Annotated in this window: 21 protein-coding genes and 1 pseudogene; 11 read left to right on the top strand and 11 right to left on the bottom strand. The window is 69.7% G+C overall.

The window, feature by feature from the left end; genetic code table 11:
• The first annotated feature begins 45 nt into the window (after positions 1-45).
• Both ACIP6N_RS17585 and ACIP6N_RS17580 read left to right on the top strand, forming a co-directional pair.
• On the top strand, positions 46-1,512 hold the full coding sequence (locus ACIP6N_RS17585) for a purine-cytosine permease family protein (protein WP_401816585.1): 1,467 nt from the start codon (positions 46-48) through the stop codon (positions 1,510-1,512).
• The gene (locus tag ACIP6N_RS17580) at positions 1,509-2,555 is read left to right on the top strand and encodes a PfkB family carbohydrate kinase (RefSeq protein ID WP_401816584.1); all 1,047 of its coding nucleotides are present in this window, start codon (positions 1,509-1,511) and stop codon (positions 2,553-2,555) included. Before ACIP6N_RS17585 ends, ACIP6N_RS17580 begins: the two co-directional genes overlap by 4 nt.
• Before the next feature lie 177 nt (positions 2,556-2,732).
• Here ACIP6N_RS17580 and ACIP6N_RS17575 read toward each other — a convergent pair whose 3' ends face one another.
• From ACIP6N_RS17575 to argC, 5 genes are read right to left on the bottom strand one after another with little or no spacing between them, the layout of a single operon-like run.
• Complete coding sequence (locus ACIP6N_RS17575; protein ID WP_401816583.1) at positions 2,733-3,275, bottom strand: arginine repressor; 543 nt, start codon at positions 3,273-3,275, stop codon at positions 2,733-2,735.
• A 24-nt stretch (positions 3,276-3,299) separates the two neighbouring features.
• Entirely contained in the window at positions 3,300-4,505 is a 1,206-nt protein-coding gene (locus ACIP6N_RS17570; protein WP_401816582.1) for an acetylornithine transaminase, read from the bottom strand.
• Positions 4,502-5,503, bottom strand: coding sequence for an acetylglutamate kinase (gene argB / locus ACIP6N_RS17565; RefSeq protein ID WP_401816580.1), 1,002 nt, complete (start codon positions 5,501-5,503; stop codon positions 4,502-4,504). The genes ACIP6N_RS17570 and argB overlap by 4 nt, the downstream gene beginning before the upstream one ends.
• Positions 5,500-6,654 carry a bifunctional glutamate N-acetyltransferase/amino-acid acetyltransferase ArgJ gene (argJ, locus tag ACIP6N_RS17560; RefSeq protein WP_401816578.1) on the bottom strand — a complete coding sequence of 385 codons (1,155 nt, stop codon included), beginning with the start codon at positions 6,652-6,654 and terminating at the stop codon, positions 5,500-5,502. Before argJ ends, argB begins: the two co-directional genes overlap by 4 nt.
• On the bottom strand, positions 6,651-7,679 hold the full coding sequence (argC, locus tag ACIP6N_RS17555; protein WP_401816577.1) for an N-acetyl-gamma-glutamyl-phosphate reductase: 1,029 nt from the start codon (positions 7,677-7,679) through the stop codon (positions 6,651-6,653). The genes argJ and argC overlap by 4 nt, the downstream gene beginning before the upstream one ends.
• A 486-nt stretch (positions 7,680-8,165) precedes the next feature.
• Here argC and ACIP6N_RS17550 point away from each other — a divergent pair, with 486 nt between their 5' ends.
• The 7 genes from ACIP6N_RS17550 (at position 8,166) to ACIP6N_RS17520 (ending at position 14,849) form a co-directional block, all read left to right on the top strand.
• Complete coding sequence (locus ACIP6N_RS17550) at positions 8,166-8,951, top strand: hypothetical protein (protein WP_401816576.1); 786 nt, start codon at positions 8,166-8,168, stop codon at positions 8,949-8,951.
• 519 nt (positions 8,952-9,470) lie between these two features.
• Entirely contained in the window at positions 9,471-10,226 is a 756-nt protein-coding gene (locus ACIP6N_RS17545) for a hypothetical protein (protein WP_401816574.1), read from the top strand.
• Positions 10,201-10,848 (top strand): hypothetical protein, encoded by a 648-nt coding sequence (locus ACIP6N_RS17540; RefSeq protein WP_401816572.1) that lies wholly within the window; start codon positions 10,201-10,203, stop codon positions 10,846-10,848. The genes ACIP6N_RS17545 and ACIP6N_RS17540 overlap by 26 nt, the downstream gene beginning before the upstream one ends.
• 318 nt (positions 10,849-11,166) lie before the next feature.
• Entirely contained in the window at positions 11,167-11,808 is a 642-nt protein-coding gene (locus ACIP6N_RS17535) for a hypothetical protein (RefSeq protein WP_401816570.1), read from the top strand.
• Between the two features lie 23 nt (positions 11,809-11,831).
• A complete protein-coding gene (locus ACIP6N_RS17530; protein WP_401816569.1) occupies positions 11,832-13,163 on the top strand; it encodes a hypothetical protein in 1,332 nt (443 codons plus the stop codon).
• A 14-nt stretch (positions 13,164-13,177) separates the two neighbouring features.
• Positions 13,178-13,882 carry a hypothetical protein gene (locus ACIP6N_RS17525; RefSeq protein WP_401816568.1) on the top strand — a complete coding sequence of 235 codons (705 nt, stop codon included), beginning with the start codon at positions 13,178-13,180 and terminating at the stop codon, positions 13,880-13,882.
• Between the two features lie 229 nt (positions 13,883-14,111).
• Positions 14,112-14,849 carry a dienelactone hydrolase family protein gene (locus ACIP6N_RS17520; RefSeq protein WP_401816566.1) on the top strand — a complete coding sequence of 246 codons (738 nt, stop codon included), beginning with the start codon at positions 14,112-14,114 and terminating at the stop codon, positions 14,847-14,849.
• A gap of 291 nt (positions 14,850-15,140) precedes the next feature.
• On the opposite strand, the gene ACIP6N_RS17515 is transcribed toward ACIP6N_RS17520, so the two are convergent.
• Positions 15,141-15,866, bottom strand: a complete 726-nt coding sequence (locus ACIP6N_RS17515) for a DUF6193 family natural product biosynthesis protein (protein ID WP_401816565.1) — start codon at positions 15,864-15,866, stop codon at positions 15,141-15,143.
• Between the two features lie 453 nt (positions 15,867-16,319).
• On the opposite strand from ACIP6N_RS17515, the gene ACIP6N_RS17510 reads away from it, so the two are divergent.
• Positions 16,320-16,703 (top strand): hypothetical protein, encoded by a 384-nt coding sequence (locus ACIP6N_RS17510; RefSeq protein ID WP_401816564.1) that lies wholly within the window; start codon positions 16,320-16,322, stop codon positions 16,701-16,703.
• Between the two features lie 180 nt (positions 16,704-16,883).
• On the opposite strand, the pseudogene ACIP6N_RS17505 reads toward ACIP6N_RS17510, so the two are convergent.
• Positions 16,884-17,243, bottom strand: a pseudogene (locus tag ACIP6N_RS17505) (MBL fold metallo-hydrolase); the annotation flags it as partial.
• Positions 17,244-17,479: 236 nt separating this feature from the next.
• Between ACIP6N_RS17505 and ACIP6N_RS17500 the strand changes: the two are divergent.
• Complete coding sequence (locus tag ACIP6N_RS17500) at positions 17,480-18,082, top strand: ALF repeat-containing protein (protein WP_401816562.1); 603 nt, start codon at positions 17,480-17,482, stop codon at positions 18,080-18,082.
• A 70-nt stretch (positions 18,083-18,152) separates the two neighbouring features.
• On the opposite strand, the gene ACIP6N_RS17495 is transcribed toward ACIP6N_RS17500, so the two are convergent.
• The 4 genes from ACIP6N_RS17495 to ACIP6N_RS17480 form a co-directional block, all read right to left on the bottom strand.
• On the bottom strand, positions 18,153-18,464 hold the full coding sequence (locus ACIP6N_RS17495) for an acyl carrier protein (RefSeq protein ID WP_401816561.1): 312 nt from the start codon (positions 18,462-18,464) through the stop codon (positions 18,153-18,155).
• 214 nt (positions 18,465-18,678) lie between these two features.
• The gene (locus ACIP6N_RS17490) at positions 18,679-19,812 is read right to left on the bottom strand and encodes a Rieske 2Fe-2S domain-containing protein (protein ID WP_401816559.1); all 1,134 of its coding nucleotides are present in this window, start codon (positions 19,810-19,812) and stop codon (positions 18,679-18,681) included.
• A gap of 10 nt (positions 19,813-19,822) precedes the next feature.
• Entirely contained in the window at positions 19,823-21,364 is a 1,542-nt protein-coding gene (locus tag ACIP6N_RS17485) for a cytochrome P450 (protein WP_401816557.1), read from the bottom strand.
• 8 nt (positions 21,365-21,372) lie between these two features.
• Positions 21,373-22,407, bottom strand: coding sequence for a 3-oxoacyl-[acyl-carrier-protein] synthase III C-terminal domain-containing protein (locus ACIP6N_RS17480; RefSeq protein ID WP_401816555.1), 1,035 nt, complete (start codon positions 22,405-22,407; stop codon positions 21,373-21,375).
• Between the last annotated feature and the right edge of the window lie 18 nt (positions 22,408-22,425).

Below are 22,425 nucleotides of genomic sequence, written 5' to 3'. Positions count from 1 at the left end.
CCCCGCGTATCCCCGCCCCTTCGTACCTTGCTAGGAGGTTCCGTCATGACCCGTTCGGAGTCGAACGATCGCGTCGGCACCATTGAGACCCGGGGCATCGAGCCCGTCCCCGACAACGAACGTCACGGCCACGCCGGGCAGATGTTCTGGACGTGGTTCGCCGCCAACATCTCCCTCCTCGGGCTGCCGCTCGGTGCGACGCTCGTCGCCTTCCGGGGGCTGAACATCTGGCAGGCGATTCTGGTCGCCGTCGTCGGCTCCTTCGGGTCGTTCGCGCTGGTGGGCGTGTTGAGCCTGGCGGGCAAGAAGGGCGGCGCGCCCGCGCTGACCCTCTCCAGGGCGGTCTTCGGGCAGCGCGGCAACGCGGGGCCGACCCTGATCAGCTGGCTGAGCCGGGTCGGCTGGGAGACGATCACCACGACCACCGCCGCGTACGCCCTGCTCGCGCTGCTCGGCATCGTCTTCGGGGTGGACCAGAACACCGTGCTGACCCTGGTGTGTCTGCTGGTCTTCATCGTCTGCACACTGCTGATCAGCGGTCTCGGCCACGCCACCATCATGTGGATCAACAAGTGGGCCACGGTCGTCTTCGGTCTGCTGAATCTGATCGTGATGGGCTTCCTCGTGGCGACCGTCGACTGGGCCAAGGTCCTCGACGCGCCCACGGGTCCGAGCAGCGGGGTCATCGCCGGTATCGGCTTCATCGCGGCGGGCACCGGTATCGGCTGGGCCAACGCCGGTGCGGACTACGCCCGTTACCTGCCGCGCGCGATCCCGGGCCGGCGGCTGGTCACGGCCTCCGCGTTCGGCGCCGGGATTCCGCTCGTGCTGCTGATCTCACTCGGCTCGCTGCTGTCGGCGGGCGACACGACGCTTGCGAGCGCCGCCGATCCGGTGGCCGCCATCAACGGGATGCTGCCGTCGTGGATGGCGATCCCGTACCTGATCGCGGCCTTCGGCGGACTGCTGATGTCGAACCACCTCTCCACGTACTCTGCCGGGCTCACGATGATCACGCTGGGCGTGCGGGTGCCGCGACCGCTGGCCGTCGGGCTCGATGTGGTGCTGATGTTCCTCGGCGGTATCTACTTCATGCTGATCGCCAAGGACTTCTACGGTCCCTTCTCCACCTTCCTGACGCTGCTCGCCGTGCCCATCTCGGCGTGGGTCGGGGTGATCCTGGTGGACGCGCCGCGCCGCCGTACGTACGACCCGGCGGCCCTGATGGACACCACCCACACCAGCCGTTACTGGTACACCGGCGGCTTCCATCTGCCGGCCGTCCTCGCCTGGGCCGCGGCGATCGTGGCCGGACTGCTGTTCACGGAGGCGTCGACGAGCGCCGACGACGTCTGGTTCGCCGGTCCGTTCGCCGGCAGCTGGCTCGGCGTGAACGGGCTCGGCTGGGCGATCTCCATGGCCGTCGCCGCCGGGGTGTACGCGGTGTCCGGCGGTCGGCCCCGGACCGCGCCCGAGGCCCACTCCCCCGCGCTCCAGGAGGCCGGACGATGAGCCGCCTGGTGCTCGCGGGGAACGTCATCGCCGATCTGGTGATCGAGATCCCCGCGCTGCCCGAGCGCGGCGGTGACGTCATCGGCACCCGTACGGAACTGACGGCGGGCGGCGGCTTCAACACCCTGGTCGCGGCCGGCCGCCTCGGTACGGAAGCGGTCTTCGCCGGGCTGCACGGCACGGGCCCGTACGGCGACCTCGTGCGCGAAGCACTCGCGGCCGAGGGCATCCGGGCACTGCTGCCGGTCCGCGAGGACGGCGACACCGGGTTCACGGTGGCGATGGTCGACGCCGGAGGCGAACGTACCTTCGTCACCGGCTTCGGGGTCGACGCACGGCTGACCGAGGCCGATGTCGCCTCCGTGGAGCGGCAGTTGAGGCCGGGCGACCTGGTGCAGCTGTCCGGGTACGGTCTGGTGATGCCGGTCAACGGCCCGCTGCTGTCCCGCTTCACGGCCGCGCTGCCCGCGGACGTCACGGTCTGCTTCGATCCCGCGCCGCTGGTGGCGGACATCCCCCAGGCGCTGCTCGCGCCCGTACTCGCGCGTACGGACTGGCTCAGCTGCAACGCGCGCGAGGCGCGGCTGCTGTCGGGACACGCGGACCCCGGTACGGCCGCGAAGGCGCTCCGGGAGCGGCTGGCCCCGGGCGCGGGTGTGCTGGTACGGGCGGACAAGGACGGCTGCTGGCTGGCGGCACCGGGTTCGGCGGACGGTGGCGGGAGCGAGCCGGTGCATGTGCCGGGGTTCCCGGTGCGGGCCGTCGACAGCAACGGCGCGGGGGACGCGCACGTCGGCGCGTTCCTGGCGCTGCTCGGCCAGGGCTTCGATCCGCTGACGGCCGCGCGCGGCGCCAACGCGGCAGCGGCGTACGCGGTGACCCGGCGCGGCCCGGCGACCGCGCCTGACCGGACGGAGCTGATGGCGTTCCTCGGCGACGATCCGCTGGCGCAGCGGCTGGCCGGCCGCCGGGGCGGGAGCCGCCCAGCGGGTCGCCGTACGGATGGCCGCAGTGAGCGTGGGCCGTTGAGCGGATCACCGTAGGGTTGACCACGGTGCGCGGGCCGTTGACCGGGGCGCCGTACGGTCGGGCGCACGGCTGACCATGGCGAGCGGGGCCGCTGAGCGGGTCGCCGTACGGTGGCCACGGTGCGCGGCCCGTTGACCGGGTCGCCGTTCCGCCCGGGAGCCGCCCAGCGGGTCGCCGTTCCGACCGGGCCGTCAGCTGGAGCGGTCGCTCCGGGTCAGTTTCAGCAGGTGTTCCGCGAGCGCCTGGCCGCCCGCCGGGTCGCGGCTGATCAGCATCAGGGTGTCGTCGCCCGCGATCGTGCCGAGGATGTCGTTCAGCTCCGCCTGGTCGATGGCCGAGGCGAGGAACTGGGCGGCGCCCGGCGGTGTCCGGAGTACGACGAGGTTGGCCGAGGCCTCCGCGGAGATCAGCAGTTCGGCGGAGAGCCTGCGCATGCGCTCCTCCTTCGCCGACTCGCCGAGCGGGGCGTGCGGGGTGCGGTAGCCGCCCTCGCTGGGAACGGCGTAGATCAGCTCACCACCGGTGTTGCGGATCTTCACCGCGCCCAGCTCGTCCAGGTCGCGCGAGAGCGTGGCCTGCGTGACGCTCAGACCGTCGTCCGCGAGCAGTTTCGCCAGCTGGCTCTGGGAGCGCACGGGCTGCCGGTTGAGGATGTCCACGATCCGGCGGTGGCGGGCCGTGCGCGTCTGCGGCACGGACGGCCCGCCGTGCTCTGTGTCCTGGATCTCGGTCATCGCCGTCTCTCGGTCATCGTCGTCTCATTCTCCGGCTCGTCCGTCCTCGTCCCCCTGTGCCGCGTCGAGGACGCCGGGCAGCGCCCGGAGCAGGGCGTCCACCTCGTCGTCGCCGATGATCAGCGGTGGCATCAGCCGTACGACGCCGGGGGCGGGCACGTTCACCAGGAATCCGGCTTCCTGAGCCGCCTGCTGCACCCGGGGCGCTACCGGCTCGGTGAGCACGATACCCAGCAGCAGGCCGGAGCCGCGGACATGCGAGACCAGCGGATGGCCGATTCCCTCGATCCCGTCCCGCAGCTTCTCGCCGAGCCGCTTGACCTGGTCGAGCGCGCCGTCGGCGCCGAGCGTGTCCAGTACGGCGAGTCCGGCGGCGCAGGCGACCGGGTTGCCGCCGAATGTCGTGCCGTGGTGGCCGGGCAGCAGCAGGTCGGCGGCCGGGCCGAAGGCGATGGTCGCGCCGAGCGGCAGTCCGCCGCCGAGGCCCTTGGCGAGGGTGACGACATCGGGCTCGACGCCGTCGTGCGCCTGGTGCTCGAACCAGCTTCCGGTCCTGCCGACGCCCGTCTGGACCTCGTCGAGGACGAGCAGTGTGCCGGTGGCGCGGGTGATCTCGCGCGCGGCCTCCAGGTATCCCCTGGGCGGGACGACCACGCCGATCTCGCCCTGGATCGGCTCGATGATCACGAGCGCGGTCTCTTCGGTGACGGCCGCGCGGAGCGCCTCGATGTCGCCGTACGGGACATGTGTGACGTCTCCCGGCAGTGGCAGGAACGGTGTCCGCTTGCCCTGCTGGCCGGTGAGCGCGAGCGCGCCCATCGTGCGGCCGTGGAAACCGCCGTCGGTGGCGACCATGTGCGAACGGCCGGTCAGCCGGCCGATCTTGAACGCGGCCTCGTTGGCCTCCGCGCCGGAGTTGCAGAAGAACACCCTGCCGGGCCGGCCGAACAGCTGGATCAGCCGTTCAGCGAGGGCGACGGGCGGTTCCGCGATGTAGAGGTTCGAGACATGTCCGAGCGAGGCGATCTGGCGGGAAACCGCTTCTACGACGGCGGGGTGGGCGTGTCCGAGGGCGTTCACCGCGATACCGGCGACGAAGTCGGTGTAGCGCGTGCCGTCCGCGTCCCAGAGCGTGGCGCCCTCACCGCGTACGAGCGACAGCGTCGGCGTGCCGTAGTTGTCCGCCATGACGCCCTGCCAGCGCTGGACGAATTCCTCGTTGCCGGTCACCGCGCTCCCCCTTCTGTTCCTGTGAGGTTGTGATCGGTCACGTCCCGCTCGGACTCGCTCTGGCCGTCGGGTACGACCATCGTGCCGATGCCCTCGTCGGTGAAGATCTCCAGCAGGATCGAGTGCTCGACCCGGCCGTCCAGGACGCGGGCGGTGTTGACGCCGTTGCGTACGGCGAACAGGCAGCCCTCCATCTTCGGCACCATGCCGCTGGACAGCTCGGGCAGCAGCTTCTCCAGCTGGGCGGCGGTGAGCCGGCTGATCACGTCGTCACTGTTCGGCCAGTCCTCGTAGAGGCCCTCCACGTCGGTCAGCACCATCAGCGTCTCGGCACCGAGCGCGGCGGCGAGCGCGGCGGCGGCCGTGTCGGCGTTGACGTTGTAGACGTGGTGGTCGTCGGCGCTGCGGGCGATGGAGGAGATGACCGGGATGCGGCCGTCCGCGAGCAGCGCCTCGATGGCGCCGGTGTCGATCTCGGTGATCTCACCGACCCGGCCGATGTCGACGAGTTCGCCGTCGATCCGCGGGCGGTGCCGGGTCGCGGTGATGGTGTGCGCGTCCTCACCGGTCATGCCGACGGCGAGCGGGCCGTGCTGGTTGAGCAGCCCGACCAGCTCGCGCTGGACCTGGCCGGCCAGCACCATCCGTACGACGTCCATCGCCTCGGGCGTGGTGACGCGCAGCCCCGCCTTGAACTCGCTGACCAGGCCGTGCCGGTCGAGCTGCGCGTTGATCTGCGGGCCGCCGCCGTGCACGACGACCGGCTTGAGCCCGGCCTGCCTGAGGAAGACGACGTCCTGCGCGAAGGCCGCCTTGAGTTCGTTGTCGATCATGGCGTTGCCGCCGAACTTGATGACGACGGTCTTGCCGTAGTGGCGCGTCAGCCAGGGCAGCGCCTCGATGAGGGTCTGCGCCTTGGGAAGCGCCGTGTGCTTGCGCGCGGTGGGCTGGGGGACGACGCCCCCGGCCTTCTCCGGGCCGTTCTCCTGGGCGCTCATGAGCTGTACGCGCTGTTCTCGTGGACGTAGTCGGCGGTGAGGTCGTTGGCCCAGATGACGGCCGACTCCGCGCCCGCGGCCAGATCCGCGGTGATCTTCACTTCGCGGTAGCGCATGTCGACCAGGTCGCGGTCCTCGCCCACCGAGCCGTTCTTGCAGACCCACACGTCGTTGATGGCCACGTTCAGCTCGTCGGGCTCGAAGGCCGCGCTCGTCGTACCGATCGCGGACAGCACCCGGCCCCAGTTGGGGTCCTCGCCGTGGATGGCGCACTTGAGGAGGTTGTTGCGGGCGATGGAACGTCCCACCTCGACGGCGTCGTCCTCGGACGCGGCGTTGATCACCTCGATCCGGATGTCCTTGGACGCGCCCTCGGCGTCGCCGATCAGCTGCCGCGCGAGGTCGGCGCAGACCGTACGGACCGCCTCGGCGAACTCGCCCTGGTCCGGGGTCACGCCGGAGGCGCCGGAGGCCAGCAGCAGCACGGTGTCGTTGGTCGACATGCAGCCGTCGGAGTCGACGCGGTCGAAGGTGGTACGGGTGGCCGCGCGCAGCGCCGTGTCCAGGGCGTGGCTCTCGACGTCCGCGTCGGTGGTGAGTACGACCAGCATCGTGGCGAGGCCCGGCGCGAGCATGCCGGCGCCCTTGGCCATCCCGCCGACCGTCCAGCCGGGGCCGCTCGCGACGGCGGTCTTGTGGACGGTGTCGGTGGTCTTGATGGCGATGGCGGCCTTCTCGCCGCCGTGCTCGGAGAGTTCGGCCGCGGCCTTCTCAAGTCCGGGCAGCAGCTTGTCCATCGGGAGGCGCAGACCGATCAGTCCGGTCGAGGCGACGGCGATCTCGCCCGCGCTGTGCCCGTCGAGGATCTCCGCCGCCTTCTCGGCGGTGGTATGGGTGTCCTGGAAGCCCTGCGGCCCCGTACAGGCGTTGGCGCCACCGGAGTTGAGAACGACAGCGCTCACCTCGCCGCCCTTGAGCACTTGCTCGGACCACAGGACGGGCGCGGCCTTGACACGGTTCGAGGTGAAGACACCCGCCGCGGCGCGACGCGGTCCCGTGTTGACCACGAGGGCCAGGTCGGGGCCGCCGTTCTCCTTGATCCCGGCGGCGATGCCCGCGGCCGTGAATCCCTTCGCTGCCGTGACGCTCAAGGTGCCACTCCGATCGTGGAGAGTCCGGTGTCCTCGGGGAGTCCGAGGGCGATGTTCATGCTCTGCACCGCACCACCTGCGGTGCCCTTCGCCAGGTTGTCGATGGCGCTGATCGCGATGATGCGTCCCACGGCCTCGTCGTACGTGACCTGGAGCTGTACGGCGTTGGAACCGTAGACGGACGCCGTGGCGGGCCACTGCCCCTCGGGGAGGAGCTGGACGAACGGCTCGTCGGCGAAGGCCTTCTCGTACGCGTCCCGTACGTCCTGGGCGCTCGTGCCCGGCTTCGCCCTGGCGGAGCAGGTGGCGAGGATGCCGCGGGGCATCGGGGCCAGCATCGGCGTGAAGGAGACGGCGACCCGCTCCCCCGCGGCGGCGCTGAGGTTCTGGATCATCTCGGGGGTGTGCCGGTGGCCGCCGCCGACACCGTACGGCGACATGGAGCCCATGACCTCGGAGCCGAGCAGATGCGGCTTGGCGGCCTTGCCCGCACCCGACGTGCCCGACGCGGCGGTGATCACGGCCTCGGGCTCCGCGAGCCCGGCCGCGTACGCCGGGAAGAGCGCGAGCGAGACGGCCGTCGGATAGCACCCGGGCACCGCGATGCGTTTGCTGCCGGCCAGCGCGGCACGCGCGCCGGGCAGCTCGGGAAGCCCGTAGGGCCAGGTCCCGGCGTGCGCGGAGCCGTAGAACCGCTCCCAGTCACCGGCGTCCTTCAGCCGGAAGTCGGCGCCCATGTCGACCACGAGCACGTCGTCGCCCAGCTGCTCGGCCACAGCGGCGGACTGCCCGTGCGGCAAGGCGAGGAACACCACGTCATGCCCGGCGAGCACCTCGGCGGTAGTCTCTTCGAGCGCCCGCCCGGCGAGCGGCAGCAGATGCGGCTGAAGCTCCCCGAGCCGCCGGCCGGCGTTGGAACTGCCGGTGAGCGCGCCGATCTCGACCCCGGGATGCGCGAGCAGCAGACGGAGCAGCTCCCCACCCGCGTACCCACTCGCCCCTGCCACCGCTGCGCGTACAGCCATCGAACACCCTCCTCGGTTAGGCATGACTATACGTTTCGCCGCAGGTTTATGCAATGAATGGCCGGGGGGCGTCCTCGGCACTGCGACCGAGATTTTTACTTGGAGGACGAGCGCAGTAGTTGGCGGATCTTGCTTCGGTAACGCTGCGTTGTTGAGACTTGGCCCTTGAGCGTTGCAGCTAACTTGTGCCTACCTGTGACTGAGCTCGGTAGATGGCCCTTGAGCATTCCGGTTGGCTTCTGTGCATGATGGGTGGCCCCGTATGAACCGCTGGATCACCGTCGAGGCTTCCGGTGGGCCGCCGGGCCAGCCATGATCAAGTTGCGGGGATTCGACGGTGGGGGTGTGACGTGGACTGGCGGACCGATCCGACGTTCGAGATGTGTCGGAGAGTGACGGACGGGGCGGACCTGGCCTCGTTCTCGGGGGGGTCCGTTCGACGTGCGGGCGGCGGTGGCCAGCATCCTGCCCGAGCCTCGACAGGCCTTGGACTTGGATGCCGTCCCGTGGGGTAACTTCCCCCATGGGTACGACGTCCGGGAGGCGGTTTCCCTCCTGCGCGCTGGCGGCGAACCGGTCGTGGACGCGACGGGTGTGCTGTGGGGCCTGTGCGCCGACGACAGCCGGGCCGCCGCTGCCCTTGCCGTGCCGTTCCTCATTCCCCTCGCCATCAACGCCCACCACCCACACCGCACCGCCGCCCTCGCAGTCCTCTCCGGCCCCGCCCGTGCCAGGCACCACGGCGTCGCCTCTCGCGAGGAATTCCTCCTCCACCGCAACGATTCCCGGCGCCACGCCCCCGATACCCACGACGACTACGGCTACGAGGTGACCGGCTACCCGGCCGGCTGGTCGGTGGCCGCCGCCCGAGCCGCGATCACCACCGCCACCACCGCGCTCCTGCCCCTTCTTGGAGACTCCGACCCCACCGTCCGCGTCGACGCCGCCTACGCCCTGGCGACCGCCGCCGATCCCGCCCACACCATCCGGACTGCCTTGGCCAGCGGATTCGCCACCGAAGGCGACGCCATGGTCCGCGCCGCCCTGCTCCTGGCCGCCGCCGAGATCACCCGGGCCCACCCGCACCCGCCGACTGTCAGGTGGCTGCGCGAACGGTGGCACGACCGAGCGGAGGCCCCCGAAGCCCGTCTGTCGGCGGCGGTCGGCTGGCTCTGCCTCACCGACCAATCCGCACCGGAGGAGCTCCGCCGGGCCGTCGACACCCTCGCCGACAACGAGCGCGCACACGCCATGGAGGCCTGCCGTGGATGAGCGCCGCCTCGGGCACCAACGAACCAGGACTCCTGCGCTGCAGACGCTGCATGCTCCACCCAGAAGAACCTGACCCGGAAGAGGTCTTCTGGGACTCCTTGTTCTGAGTAACCGGTCTGTGGTCGTGCATCGGAATTGTCCAAGGGGGGGCCAACTGCGGTATTCGGTCACACCACCCAACTCGGGCCCACACCGCCCCGGCTCATGAGGTTCCTGAGCGGGCGTTAGCCTCAGCGGATGATTCCTGAGTCGCCACCGAAGGTCATCACGCGTCTCCGTGACGGGCGGATCCACGCCTACGTCGTGGGCGCTGGCATCTACGGGACGCTGGAGCCAGCAGCGGTTTTCCAGCCGAGGGATGGCGAGGAGGTCGTAGAGTCGGTGGTTCGGCAGGATTTGGAGCGGGTCGTGTACACGACGCTGAACGGAGTCGTCTGCCTTACGCGCGCTGGCGACATCATGTGGGCCTCGGACTTCGAACCGCGCTCTGACGTACGCCATGGCCACCGGCCTGGATGCGTGCTGTCTCTGGACGGCCGGACGGTGTGGGTCTACCGGCCGGACGCGATGGCGGGCCGCGGGGGCGGGGACCAGTGGGTCGTGCACGACGCCGACAGCGGTGTGGTTCTCGCCCGCCGGGAACTGGAGACGGTCGGGCACGGCGCCTTCCACCACGTGCATCCCGTGGACGGCAGCATCTACCTCGACATCGGTGAGGGCCAGGACGGCTCCGTCATTCTCCGGGGCACGGTCGGGGCGGACAGTGAGCCGGAGTTCGTGACGTACCCGTGGCAGGACCGCTGCCTGATCGACCTGGCTCCGTCCGGGCGCCAGTTTATGACCGTGGACCACGGGCAGGCGGACGTCGCCTTCCATGGCCACCCCAACGGGGACGTGCTCTTCACCTTCCCTGTCGAAGCCTTCGGGTACGACCCGGAGGAGTCCTTCGTGGAATGGAGCGGCGGCTACCTGACCGAGGACACGGCCATCGTCACCCTAGGCGGTGAGAATGAGGACGAGGAGGAGTGGTTCCGTCACCACCTGGTCGACGTACACACGGGCACCCTCAGCGGCGAGTTCACCGTTGAGGCGAGCAACCCGTACGAGCTTTTGCCCCTGGGCGACGGTTCCTGGCTCACCGGCGGCGCCGGTGGCGACCCCGTCCGTTGGTCCAGCGCTCCACAGCCCTCGGCACCGCCGCACCAACCTCTCCATACGAGAGGCAGCAACCGTGACAGCAGACCCCCGAGTGCCGCTGATTCCTCAGGCGCCTGAAGGCTTGAGCCGGCGAGCTCGCTACTTCGTCGAGGGACACGGGCTGCGTGTTCCACACCGCGACCTAAAGCCCTTTCGGGAGGCATGGCTCAAGCAAGGAATTCCGGATGCCGAGATCGACCGGGCCATCGCCTTCCAAGAGTGCTGGGGCGGTCTCGCCCTGCCCCCGGCCCCCGAATACGAGGGCGGCCCGCGCATTCTGGATGCCGAGGCCCCCGAGGGCTCGGCCGCGAACGGATGGCGGTTCCCGGCCGGCGACTGTCGCGTCTCCATGGCCCACGGGTTCATGATCGGGCCAGGAGGTGAGTTCGGGATCGACGCTGACCACTGGACGCCGCTGCACGCCAGCACAGAGGGATGGGTGGAAGCCCTGGCACTGGCCAGCCACGCGGGCTACTGGGCCAAGACCATCACGAAGATCAAAGGCACCGCCGTCGAGGACCTGAACCTCGACGGATTCGAGCCGGTACCCGAAGTCCAGGGACTCGCTGACACCTGGTGGCGGGGCAAGGACTCGCTCATCGCCATCTACCGCGGCGAAGCCTCAGGCTTCGGCGCCCCTCATTGCCTGAGGGCCCATATCTACGGCGGGCTCGATGCATGGGGCCTGGCCGGCAACTGACTCCCGAAGGCCGAGCCCTCGGTCCCGCCGCCGAGCGTTCGGGTTGCCACAGAGGCCAAATTACAGCGCTAAGTCACAGTTGTGATCAGTTCCGAAGATCGTGCCTTGTCGCCATGCGGGTGGTGATGCTCTGAGTGAGTGAGCGAGGTAGCCAGGGCAAGGATCCGGTCGAACTCGAGTCGCCTCGACGAGCTCGTCGAGGAGTACAGCGGGGATTTCGCATTTCGGGACGAACTCGATCTCGCGGATGGCTGGATCTGTCGGTGGAGTTCGACGTGGCGGGTGGGTGCCGGGGAAGTCTGCTGGCCGGTCCGCGACATGGCTCATGTTCCGGTGCTGTCGTCGCGGCCGATGCGGGGATTCACATGGCGAGCGAAGCAGCGGCACCGGCCCGGCCTGGAGGTGATGGCGTCCACGGGCAGGGGGCACGGCTTCGAGTCGCTGGAGGAAGTGCGGCTGCTGGTCGCGCTGGACTTCGTGGGGGCCTCGGAGGTGCTGTCGCAGCCGTTCCGGCTGGACTTTGCGTACAAGGGCGGGTCGTCCTGGCACATCCCGGACTACTTGGCCGTGATCGGCGGCGGGATGTGGCTGCTGGACGTACGCCCGATGGGACTGATCAAGGACGAGGACGCACTGAAGTTCGCGGCCGCCAGGGAGATGGCGGCTGCGTGCGGCTGGCAGTACTCGGTGATCGCGGGCTGGCGCCCGCACGTCTGGAGCGTCCTTGACCACTTGTCGTCGCGTCGTCGGCCGGTGAGGGATCTGCTGGGCATGCGGGACCAACTGCTCACGATCATCGACGGCCGAGAAGGGCGCGTGATGACGTTCTCCGCGCTGGCGGACGCGACCAGCGTGCCCGCCGTCGGCCGGGCCAACATCGTCCGGCTGCTCTGGCAGCGCGAGCTCGGCGTCGATCTGGGCAGCACCCTGCGCGACAGCTCGCTGATCTGGGCGGCGTGATGGCGGCGCGGGCGTTTCTACAGATGGCGCCGGGCAGACGGGTCGCGCTCAACGGCGTCGAGTGGACAGTTGAGGATGTCCACGGCCAGCACGGCCGGCTCGTGCTCGTGGATGGCGGCGGCAACGCTGAGACCCGCTCCTTCCGCTGGCTCATCAACCACGCCGACCTGCGACTCCTTCCGGCGTCCGAAGCGCCTGGGCGGCCGGCGCCGGTCTCCCGGCAGCCGAGGACACTGGCCGACCTGACCGAGGACCAGCTGGAGCGGGCCCGGCTGCGGGCTGCGCATGTGCTGGAGGCTGAGACAGGGTTCCGGGAGGGGCACCCGGCTCGAGCCCTGCCCGGAGAGCCTCGCCCGGCTTACGACCCGGACCGCACGACACTGACCCAGCGCCGGCACGCGAAGGCGGTGGAGATGAAGGCGATGCCCCGTCCGGAGGCGGTCCGGCTCGGGCTGCAGCACCTCAGTTTCCGGACGCTGGAGCGTCTGTCGGGACTCGCGGGCGACAGTCTGCTGCTGGCCTGCGCGGACGGACGCTGGACCCGGCGACGCAGTGGCCATCGCAGCGTGACCGAGGAGGTCCGTGAGGCGATCTTCGCGGTCAAGGCCGAGTGCGGGGAACGCGCCCGCCTCAGTCTGGCCGCCCGGCACCGGTTGATGCACCAGTACATGCGCGAGCGGTTCCCGGCGTTTCCGGCCGAGAAGATCCCTTCCCGTTGGACGTTCGCGGACATCTGGAGAGAGTGGTTCGGGCCCGGAGGCGCCCGGCCGCGCTACGGACGGACGGCGCAGGCCGCCGCGGAGGCCGGCGTTTCGGGCCGGATGGTGGTCCACCGCCCGGGCCAGGTCCTGGTGCTGGACTCGACACCGATGCCGGTGAAGCTGCGCGAGACCGTGTTCGGGGACGCGGTCACCGCGACGCTGACCCTCGCGCTCGATCTCTACACGCACGGGCTGCCGGCCTTCCGGCTCACGCTGCAGTCCGACACCTCGGTCGACATCGCGATGCTGCTGCGGGACGTGATGCTGCCGCTTCCGATGCGGGAAGGCTGGGGCGAGGAAATGGAGTGGCCCTACGCCGGGGTCCCGGCCGACGTGATCGCCGAGTTCACCGGGCACAAGGTCGCCGCCCTGCCGTTCTTCGCCCCGGAGACGGTCACCACCGACCACGGCGGCCCCTACAAGAACCACGACCTGGTGGAGGCCGAGCGGGAGATCGGCTGCCGGATCCTGCCCGCCCGGGTCTCATCCGCGAAGGGTTCAAGGACAAAGCCGGACGGGCGTCCTGGAACGGGCTCGTATCCAGGCACGAAGGAACTTGCTCTCAGGGATTCCGAGCCGCCATTGAACCACTGACACGATCATTTCGGATGGCCAAGGGCACCGCTAATGTCCGCTCGGCCACGCGCAATGACTACCAACCTGAGCAGATCCCTGCATTCTTGGAGAAAGACTGGTTCACGCACCATCTTCCCAAGCTTCCTGAGACATCCCCCAAGCTCTTACGCAGGACAGCGGCGGTTCGTCTAGTGCAGTGGGTTCTTGGCGGTTCCATGGGGGATTCTGCGGCATACCTGGGAATTCCCAGCCGTGGAGCAAAATTCCATACAGGAGTAGCCGTGAGCCGGGTCGATCCTTTTGAGTTCCACATGGCGCTTGAAGGTATTGCCGGTGAGATCTGCTCGACGTCGTCTCCGGTCGACTATCGTCGGCGCCGAGAAGCCCTGAAAGGTTGGGCGCTTGATCAGGTTGCCTGGGAGGACATCATCAAACAGCTGACACCGGCCCCGGCCAGCTGGCATCCACCAGCGTTCGACGATCGCAAGCGGCAAGTCGCCTCCGTCTTCGTCTGGGTTCAAGTGACCCAAGGCGAGCACGTCTTCGCCCCGAGACCGATTGAGGCCGCTCAGACGCCGGACGTCCAGCGCAAGTGGGGGCTCACGCGCAACACAACGTGGTGCCATCTGACCCGCCCCGATGCCGCCCCTCACTACGCCGACCTGCGCAAGGTCCTCACCGAGTACGCATGCCAGCTGGCCCGGAGCATCGATGACAGGGAGTCCCTTCCCCAGTGACAAGGCCACGCGGCTTCGGAACCGCCCACCACCCTCATACGCAGTGAGCGTTCATGGTCATGATCCGCCGGTTATCCCTCCAGGGGTGTGACATCGGCACGCCATGAGGGCAACGAGATGATCTTGACGTCCTGAGCGCTCGGCCGTATGTCAGACGGACACGAGCACTGTTCTGCCAGCGGCAGAACACCGGCCGGACCGGGCTGGACGATCACTACAGTCCAGTCTCATGACGACGATTACGACGCGTACGGTTGAGTACCCGGCCGACGGTTTGACGATGATCGGGCACCTCGCGCTCCCGGCCGGTATCGACCGCCGACCTGCGGTACTGCTCGGACCAGAGGGCATGGGGCTCAGCGATGTCGAGCGTCGCCGGGCCGATGCTCTCGCCGAGCTGGGATACGTAGCGCTGGCCTTCGACCTTCACGGCGGGCGCTATCTGGGCGACCCCGAGGAGATGCTGGCCCGTTGCATACCACTGCTCGCTGATCCCGACCGGTTGCGGGGCATCGGCCATGCGGCGCTCGACGTGTTGCGCACCGAATCGCGGGCCGACCCCGACCGGATCGCCGCCATCGGCTACGGCACCGGGGGCGCCATCGGGCTGGAACTCGGGCGCGACGGCGTCGACCTGCGCGCGATCGGGACAGTCAACGCAACTACCACGGGCCGACCGGGCGAGGCAGCACGCATTCGCTGCCCGGTGTGGGCAGGGGTCGGCTCGGAAGACCCGATCATGCCGCCCGCGCAACGGGACGCGTTCACCGCCGAGATGCAGGCCGCAGGCGTCGACTGGCGCCTCGTGGTCTACGGCGGCGCCCTGCACGCCTTCCACCACCCGACGGTCGACCACCCCACGGTCCCCGGCGTCGGCTACCACCCACAGCACGCGCAGCGCGCCTGGCGCGACGTCGTCGACCTGCTCGCCGAGTGCCTGCCCGTGACGGAAGATCTGCGGGCATGACCCAGGCAAACAGCCTGGCGCCAGGCTGGTCCGCGTCGGGCACTCACAGTCCCCTCCCCTCAAGTCCTCATAGCAGAAGCACATTCGGGCGGATGCTCGATCGCGGAGACTCGTTCGCAACTGCCGCAGTAAATACCGGACCTACTGCGACGGAGCCCCTGCCGTGATTCTCGCGACCTGCGGCGGTCCATTCCGGCCGCCAGGGCGAGGTCTACGCATCTACTGCGGCCTCACTGTGCTGACCTCGCAGTCCGCTGCTGCGCTGTCGACCGAGCCGTTTGCCAGGCGGGATCATCCGCCGAGTCCGGACGGCAGTTGGCGCGCTGCCACTGCTACGGCCTCCTGCGCTGTGGCGAATTGGCCGAGGTCCTGGCTGATGAGGCCCCTGCCCACTCCGTATGTGCCGTCGCTGTTGGCGCTCAGGCACGGTCCGACGACGGTCAGGTCCGGGCGGGTGGTGGTCGAGAAGCGCAGTGCCCAGTGGCTCGTGAATGGGTAGAGAGCGCGCAGCGCCGGATCGGCGTGCGCCGCCTCGATCAGGTTGTGGTACGTCTCCCGCCAGGCGTATTCCAGTTCGGCCGCCTCCTGGCGCATGCCTCGCCATTCAGATTCCGTCAAGCGCGCGGGATCGTTGTCGGGCACCTCGAACCGGCCGGTCAGGTGCACGAAGGGTGCCGCTTGTCGGATGTCGTCCAGGGTCGCCCCGTCGTGCCACGCTCGGGCAGCTCTGGCGACCTCCGCAAGGTCGTCCGTCCTGCCGTCGATGAGGGACATGCTCTGGAACGGTTCCTCGCCGCGGATCGACCACCGCCGTTCGTGGGCCCAGGCGCTGATCGCCAGCGGCTCGCGGTGCGGCAGGGTGCTTGCGACGGCCGCGTGGCGCAGCGGAGCGAAGTCCGGGGACGTGACGGGGAAGGCGTCGAGGCGGCCGTCCGCCTCGGCCCGGAGCGCTGCGGCGAGGCTGCCGCAGGCCGCGACGTCGGGGTACAGGACGGAGGGATCGGGAGGTGTAGGCACGGCTCCGGATTGTGCCCGAGTCGCCGATCCCAGGGCAGCCGGATGGCGCGCTAGAGGCTTGGCCGGCTCCATCAAGGTGCTGATAGCACCCGGTCAGGCCGTGCAGGACGTCGGACCGCCTCACGAGACACTCACGCACAGTGAACATCCACAATCATGATCCGCCAACTAACCCTCTCAAGATCCGCCAACAAGAATTCTCCAGGCGCTCGTGACCTGCTCAGTTCAGCTCATGATCCGCCAACTAAAATTCTCGGTCACAGCTGTGACTGAGCGATTCTCCTGGCGGACGAACGGTTGAACCGGCGAGACCAGGTTTCTCAGCCGACGCATCCAGAGCGGTGCCCGGTGCCGACATCAGCAGGGAGGAAGGGGTATGCGCCTTTCGCGCAACGCGTTTTCCGCTTGCGACGCGCCATGGCTTTCGGACGGCCCGGCGAGCAGACTGCGCATATGCAGCTCCCCGCCGAAGCCGTTTCCGCCGCCGAGCTGATCGAGGTCGTCAGGGTCTCCGCCCTCCCGACCGAGCGGGGAGTCCCCTACCCCGGCAGGACGGTCGCCCATTGGATCGGGAGCGAGGTCACGGACGTTCTGACCTTGATCGAGAAGCTGCCCGACAGCGAACAGGGCCGCTGCGGCTTCTCGCCGGGCTGGAGCGTGCGGGCGTACGAGGGCTCTCTCGACCTGGCACTGTTCGAGGCAGCGTTCTGTTTCAGCTGCCACGAGGTCCGCATGCATGGAAGGGCCGTGCCACCCGCGCTGGCCACGCAGTTCTTCGACTCGGACGCCACGCAGGGCCAGGCCCTCCTGGCCCTCTTCCGCGCGGCGGCCCTGTAGCCGGCCGGCCCGGCCGAGCGGAACGGGTTCGCGCAACCCTGTGGCGTCCCTGAGCAGTTCATCCGTCTTCCCGAGCATCGTGCCCGGCCTGGCAGGGGAAACGAGCGCTCCGTACGCGGAGGCCGGCCGGGCCAGGGCGCCGCCGCGCTCCGCCCGGCGCGGGCTGTCCGTGCGTATCCGGTGGTAGATCTCTTTTTCGGTGATGTAGCCGCGGTTCACACAGTCCGGTTGGCCGCTGTAGACGAACGCGTACGCCCGCCGATCGCCCGTACGTGGAAGCCCGCGGCCGTGAACTCCGCTCCGGACGTCACCCCGATGACCTCCAGCCGCGGAATGTTCGCTTCGGCCGACGCGTATACCGGTACACCTAGCCCAGCCAGGCGAAGGACATCGATGTGATCGGCGTGTTCGTGGGTCACCAGCACGGCGTCCGCGCCGGTCAAAGCGGATGGCTCGCTCCATACGCCGGAATCGACGACGAGTACCCGGCCGTCGTGTTTCGAGCCGCACACAAGCATGGGGGTATTTCGTGACCCGCACGGCCACCCCACGTACAACGCTGCGGCCAGCGTCGCGGCCGATCTCGCTCGGGATGTGCGCCTGAGCACGGCAGTTGGCGCGTCGGCGCAGTGGGCGCAAGGCAACTAACGGGGTGTCAAGACTGCCGGAACACAGCAGTGGTCTCCGGTCGGGGCCGGTGGGATCATCCCGGGGCCGGTAGGTGGATGCGGCTACCGGGGTCCTGAAACCACCTCGTTCTCAAGGCAGGTTCACACATGAGACAGACCCGTACAGCCTTCGCTCTCGCGGCAACCGCCCTGGCTTCCGCGCTTCTGCTCACCACCCCGGCTCTCGCCGCACCACCGGCCGCCACAAACACCGCCGTCGCGGCGGCGGCTGCCCCGGACGGTTCCACAACGCCGATGGGCGAGATGTCCGAGGAGGATCTTCGCATCGCGATCCTGCGCATCATGGCCGGCGAGAACAGCGGCAGGGGTGTCGTCCGGGAGGCCAGCGCGGCTCTCGACGGCACCGTGGAGGACATGCGTGCCTTCCTGAAGACCGGCTACCGCCTCGCGCAGGCCGAGGACGACCGCGTCGCCATCGCGACCATCCTCGCCACCACCGATCCCCAGAGAGACAAGGGGGTCATCCGCGAAATCAACAAGGTCCTCGACACCAACACCCCCGAAGCCCTCCGCGCCTTCCTCGAAACCGGCTACCGCCTCGCCCGTGCCGAAGACGACCGCGTCGCCATCGCCCGCATCCTCGCCGACAAGAACATCAGCGACGCGCTCCGTGCGGCGGCGGAAGACGTCATCGACGGCACGCCGGAGGAGCTGCGGTACTTCCTGGAGCACGGTCAGTACGAGGTCTAACGCCGCGGAACCGGCGACAGGCGCCGGCCATGGGGGTGCCCAGCGGGCGGAACCGCCCGCTGGGCTCGCTTCACGCGCCCGAGGCGCCGGGGGCCGGCTGGCGGAGCCGTTCGACCAGCTCCGACATCCGCAGCACCGTGCGGAAGTTTTCCGTCCGCAGATCGGCGCCGCGTATGGAGATGTCGTACGTCCGCTCCAGATGCACCACCAGTTCCATGGCGAAGAGCGAGGACAGCCCGCCCGAACCGAAGACGTCCGCGTCGGTCGTCCAGGTCCTGCCCGTACGCTTCGTCAGGAACCGCAGCAGGTCTGCCTGGACGGCGCCGGGGTCACCGGGGTCGCCGATGGATTCCGGCACCGGCTGGTCGGATGACGTGGTCATGCCTGTTCTCCCTGTACTCGTTTGAAGCCGCGCCCGCTCTCGCGGCCGAGGTGGCCGGCCTTGCCGACTCGGCGCCCGCGGTACGCGCCACCACTCGGACCGCATCGTTGATCATGGGGCCCGGGTGGCGCGCACGACAAGGGGGGCACGTCCGCGAAACCCTTCGCCCGGGCCCGGGAGCGCGCCGTGCGCGCCACCCGGGCCCAGGTCCTGCTCACTCCTCCGAACTGCTCACCTCTGCCTGGGCAGTTCGCTCGGACTCGCTCCGGGAGGCCCGCTTGGCCGCGAGGCCGCCCGTCGGTTCCGTGTAGAACTGCTGCGCCCACTGCCGGTACCGGCCGATCGGACCGTCGCCCTTGGCCAGCTTCGGCTGCTCGACGTGTTCCTGGTGGTGCCACATCAGCAGGTCCGCGCCGGTGTCGAGGCTCGCCAGCCGCTGGAGGAGCGTGCTGAACAGCCGGGCAGCCGGCAGCGCCGTCAGGCGCGCGATGTTCTCCGGCAGGCCGGGGATGCCGGTCAGCTCCAGCTTCGTGCCGAACCGGAGCTGGATGCGGCCCGGGCTGGTCGGGGTCGCGTGCAGCATCACGTACAAGTTGCCCGCACCCGCGGGCAGTTCCGTACGCGCAGCGATGCTGGCCAGGCCGATCACCGTGAGCGTGTAGGACTGGCGGAATCCGCGCATCATGGTGCCGTACGCGGTCGCGGTGACGGTGCTGACCGGCTCCCCGGTCACCGGCATGCCGCCGATGTCGAGATCCTTGAGGCCGTGCAGCGCCGGCAGGTGACCCCAGTCGAACGCGTTCTCGATGACATCCTGCGGGTGGCCGGCGATGTCATAGGTGTCGTGGCTGAACGGCTGCCGGTCGTCCATCGGGAAGGCCGGGACCTCCCACTGCGGTGGCAGGCCGAGGGCGTGCCACCACACGTAGACGGAGCCGTTGGCCTCGCACACCGGGTACTGAGTCAGCGACGCCTTCGGCGGCGTCTTGTCGTAGCCCGTGCGCACACAGGTACCGGACGGGTCGAACTCGAAGCGGTGGAAGGGGCAGACGATGTTCTCGCCCTCGACCGTTCCGCCGACCCCGAGATGCGCTCCCAGATGCGGGCACTGGGGCCGGACCGCGCGCAGCACACCTTTGGACGTCCGGTAGAGGACGACCTCCGCGCCCGCGAGCGGACGGGTGGTGATGGATCCGGACCGCACCTCGTCGGAGAAGGCCAGGCAGAACCATCCGTTGGGGTACGGACGGGAGGGTGCGTGCAGCGCGTCGGCCGGGGCCGCGGCCGGCATGCCGACCTCCCGGGAGCTGAGCAACTGCTTCACCAGTGGTTTCAGGTGAGGCCTCATGGCATCACTCCTAGTGCTTCACCGGGCAGGTGGCCGCGCCCGGCTGGGTGGACGACTGGGCGGGTGTGGCGGGCTCGGCCTCCGCGGCGGGAGCGGCCGCTGTCGCGGGCTCGGCCGGCGTGGCAGGGGCTGCCGCTGCAGCGGGTTCCGAGGACGTGGACGGCTCGGCCGCGCGCAGTTCGGCGTCGCCGGCGCTGTCCTTCTTGCGCTCGGTGAGCCGCAGGAACAGCCCGCGCGAACTGAGGCTGGTCTCCACCTTCGGCTTGAACGGCTCGTCGCCGACGGGGGTCAGCTCCCAGCGGGAGACGATCGCGGTGAGGGCCAGGATGGCCTCGGTGAGGGCGAACTGGTCCCCGATGCACTTGCGGGGCCCCGCGCCGAACGGGATGTAGGTGGCGCGGTCGGGCTGGCCCTCGAGCCAGCGGTCCGGGTCGAACCGGTCGGGCTCGGTGTAGAGGTCGGGCCTGCGGTGCAGGAGGTACGGGCTGAGCACGAGCGTGCTGCCGCTCTTGAGCTTTACGCCGCCGAGTTCGGCGTCCTGCCTGACCGTACGGGTCATCATCCAGGCCGGCGGGTACAGCCGCAGCGTCTCGGTGACGACCCGGCCCGCCAGTTCCAGCGAGGGCAGGTGCGCGGCGTCGAGCTTGCCGCCGGCCAGGACGCTGTCGGTCTCGGCCTGGAGGCGCCGCTGGACGTCCGGGTTCGTGGCGAGCAGGTGCAGCGCCCAGGCCAGGGTGATGGCCGTGGTCTCCATACCGCCGAGGAAGAACGTGAGGGCCTCGTCCGCCAGTTCGGCGTCGCTCAGCTGCTTCTGGCCGTCCTCGCTCTCCTCGTCGACCGCTCCGACCAGCGTGGAGAGCAGGTCGGCGTGGTCGGTCGGGTCGGCGCGCCGGTCGGCGATGACCTCCGCGATGGTCTCGGCCAGCCGGTCGCGCGCGGCGTCGTAACGACGCTTCTGCGGCGTGGGCAGCTGGCGGAGGAAGGCCGGGGTCATCATGCGGCGGAAGAACGCGCTCACGATGGTGGCGGTGTCGGCGAGCGCGCGCCGCATCGTCTCCTCGGGCAGCGCGCCGCTGAACATCGTCTCCATGGTGGCCCGCGTCGTCAGCGTCATCATTTCCTGGGTGACGTCCAGGATGTCGCCCTCGCTCCAGGATTCCGCCTTCGCCTCGGACGCCCTGGCGAACACCGCCCCGTATCCGGGGAGCCGGGTGGGGTGGAACGACGGCTGGCACAGCCTGCGCTGGCGCCGGTGCAGGGTGTACGAGCAGGTGGACAGGCCGTCGCCGATGACCTCGCGGATCCGGTCGTAGATCGGGCCGCCCTTGTCGTAGACCTTGTCGTTCAGGAACACCTGGCGGGTCAGGGCCGGGTCGCAGATCATCACGGCGGAACTCGGGCCCAGCTTGACGCGGACCATCTCGCGGTACCCGGACAGGGACATGATGAAGGCGAGGGGGTCGCGGAGCAGGGGCAGTGCGTGGCCCAGCAGCGGCAGGCCCTGCGGAGCGACCGGCACCGAGGCGGCGGTCGCTGTGGTGGTGTCTGTCATGGACTGTCTCATTCCGTGTGTGATCGACCGGACGGTGCCGCGTCGACGGGATCGCGGGTGATCTCGATCAGCGCGGTGGTCCAGCGGAAGCCGAGTCCGAAACTCACGACGAGGATCCGTTCCCCGGCTCGCAGGGTGCCCGAGCGGAACGCCCGGTCGAGTGCGAGCAGGACGTCGCACGGTCCGGCGTGGCCGAGGTGCCGGCCGAAGGTCCAACTGGTCTCGTCGGAGCGGAGGTTGAGCGGTGAGTTGCCGAGTACCAGGTCGAGCACGCCCGACCCGATCGCGATGGTCGCCACGTGCGCGATGTCCGCCGGTTTCACGTCGGCCTCGTCGAGGACGTTCTCGACGCAGCGGCGGGTGGACCGCTGGAGCGCGTCGATGTGGGGCATCAGCCCGGTTTCCTCGATCTGGAACGGACGGCCGGTGGCCGCGGGACGGCCGGCTCCGGCGTAGCCCTCCCTGGCCCGGGTCAGCTCCTCCAGCCTCGGCTCCACGACCTGGGAGGTCGCGACCAGGCGGGCGAAGCCCGTACCCCGGGTGAGGACGGCCGCGGCGCCCGCGTCACCGGCCACGTAACCGATCTCCCGGACATGGCCCCACCGTTCTTCGGGGAACCGGGCCGCGGCCGTGACCAGCGCGGCTTTCGCGGCCGGCCGGGCGGTGAGGTGGTCGGCCGCGGTGACGAGCGCGGCGGCCCCGCCGTCACTGGCGGCGCCGAGTTCGATCCCGTTGGTGTCCGGCCCTCCGAGCACCCGCACCAGGTAGGGCGCGGGCGTGTAGTGGTCCTCGTCCTGGAAGTTGGCGTGCACGAGCAGACTCAGGTCGGCGCCGGTGACGTCGGCGTGGCGCAGTGCCTTGAGTCCGGCGCGGGCCGCCATCTGTGTGGGCGTGTGGTCCGCCGAGACGGCGGACGAGGTGAATCCGTTGAGCGCCGCCATGGAGGGCTTCCCGGTGGCGGGTGCACCCCACGGCTGTCGCTCGGGCTTGATGGGGGGTATCCACGCGCCGGTCCCGGCGATCGTGATGTCCTGCCACAACACTGGCTGTCTCCTCGGCTC

Source organism: Streptomyces sp. NPDC088725 (genome assembly GCF_044751305.1).
GTDB lineage: Bacteria > Actinomycetota > Actinomycetes > Streptomycetales > Streptomycetaceae > Streptomyces.
The sequence above is the reverse complement of the archived record's forward strand: the minus strand, read 5'-3'. Positions and strand labels throughout refer to the sequence as shown.

Bases quoted from the DNA above. Each gene is read 5' to 3' on its own strand.
- ACIP6N_RS17490 (WP_401816559.1), bottom strand. From the start codon at position 19,812: ATGAGGCCTCACCTGAAACCACTGGTGAAGCAGTTGCTCAGCTCCCGG.
- ACIP6N_RS17535 (WP_401816570.1), top strand. From the start codon at position 11,167: ATGGCTCATGTTCCGGTGCTGTCGTCGCGGCCGATGCGGGGATTCACA.
- argB (WP_401816580.1), bottom strand. From the start codon at position 5,503: ATGAGCGCCCAGGAGAACGGCCCGGAGAAGGCCGGGGGCGTCGTCCCC.
- ACIP6N_RS17575 (WP_401816583.1), bottom strand. From the start codon at position 3,275: ATGACCGAGATCCAGGACACAGAGCACGGCGGGCCGTCCGTGCCGCAG.
- ACIP6N_RS17485 (WP_401816557.1), bottom strand. From the start codon at position 21,364: ATGACAGACACCACCACAGCGACCGCCGCCTCGGTGCCGGTCGCTCCG.
- ACIP6N_RS17580 (WP_401816584.1), top strand. From the start codon at position 1,509: ATGAGCCGCCTGGTGCTCGCGGGGAACGTCATCGCCGATCTGGTGATC.
- ACIP6N_RS17530 (WP_401816569.1), top strand. From the start codon at position 11,832: ATGGCGCCGGGCAGACGGGTCGCGCTCAACGGCGTCGAGTGGACAGTT.
- ACIP6N_RS17585 (WP_401816585.1), top strand. From the start codon at position 46: ATGACCCGTTCGGAGTCGAACGATCGCGTCGGCACCATTGAGACCCGG.
- ACIP6N_RS17520 (WP_401816566.1), top strand. From the start codon at position 14,112: ATGACGACGATTACGACGCGTACGGTTGAGTACCCGGCCGACGGTTTG.
- argC (WP_401816577.1), bottom strand. From the start codon at position 7,679: ATGGCTGTACGCGCAGCGGTGGCAGGGGCGAGTGGGTACGCGGGTGGG.
- ACIP6N_RS17525 (WP_401816568.1), top strand. From the start codon at position 13,178: ATGGCCAAGGGCACCGCTAATGTCCGCTCGGCCACGCGCAATGACTAC.
- ACIP6N_RS17495 (WP_401816561.1), bottom strand. From the start codon at position 18,464: ATGACCACGTCATCCGACCAGCCGGTGCCGGAATCCATCGGCGACCCC.
- ACIP6N_RS17500 (WP_401816562.1), top strand. From the start codon at position 17,480: ATGAGACAGACCCGTACAGCCTTCGCTCTCGCGGCAACCGCCCTGGCT.
- ACIP6N_RS17510 (WP_401816564.1), top strand. From the start codon at position 16,320: ATGCAGCTCCCCGCCGAAGCCGTTTCCGCCGCCGAGCTGATCGAGGTC.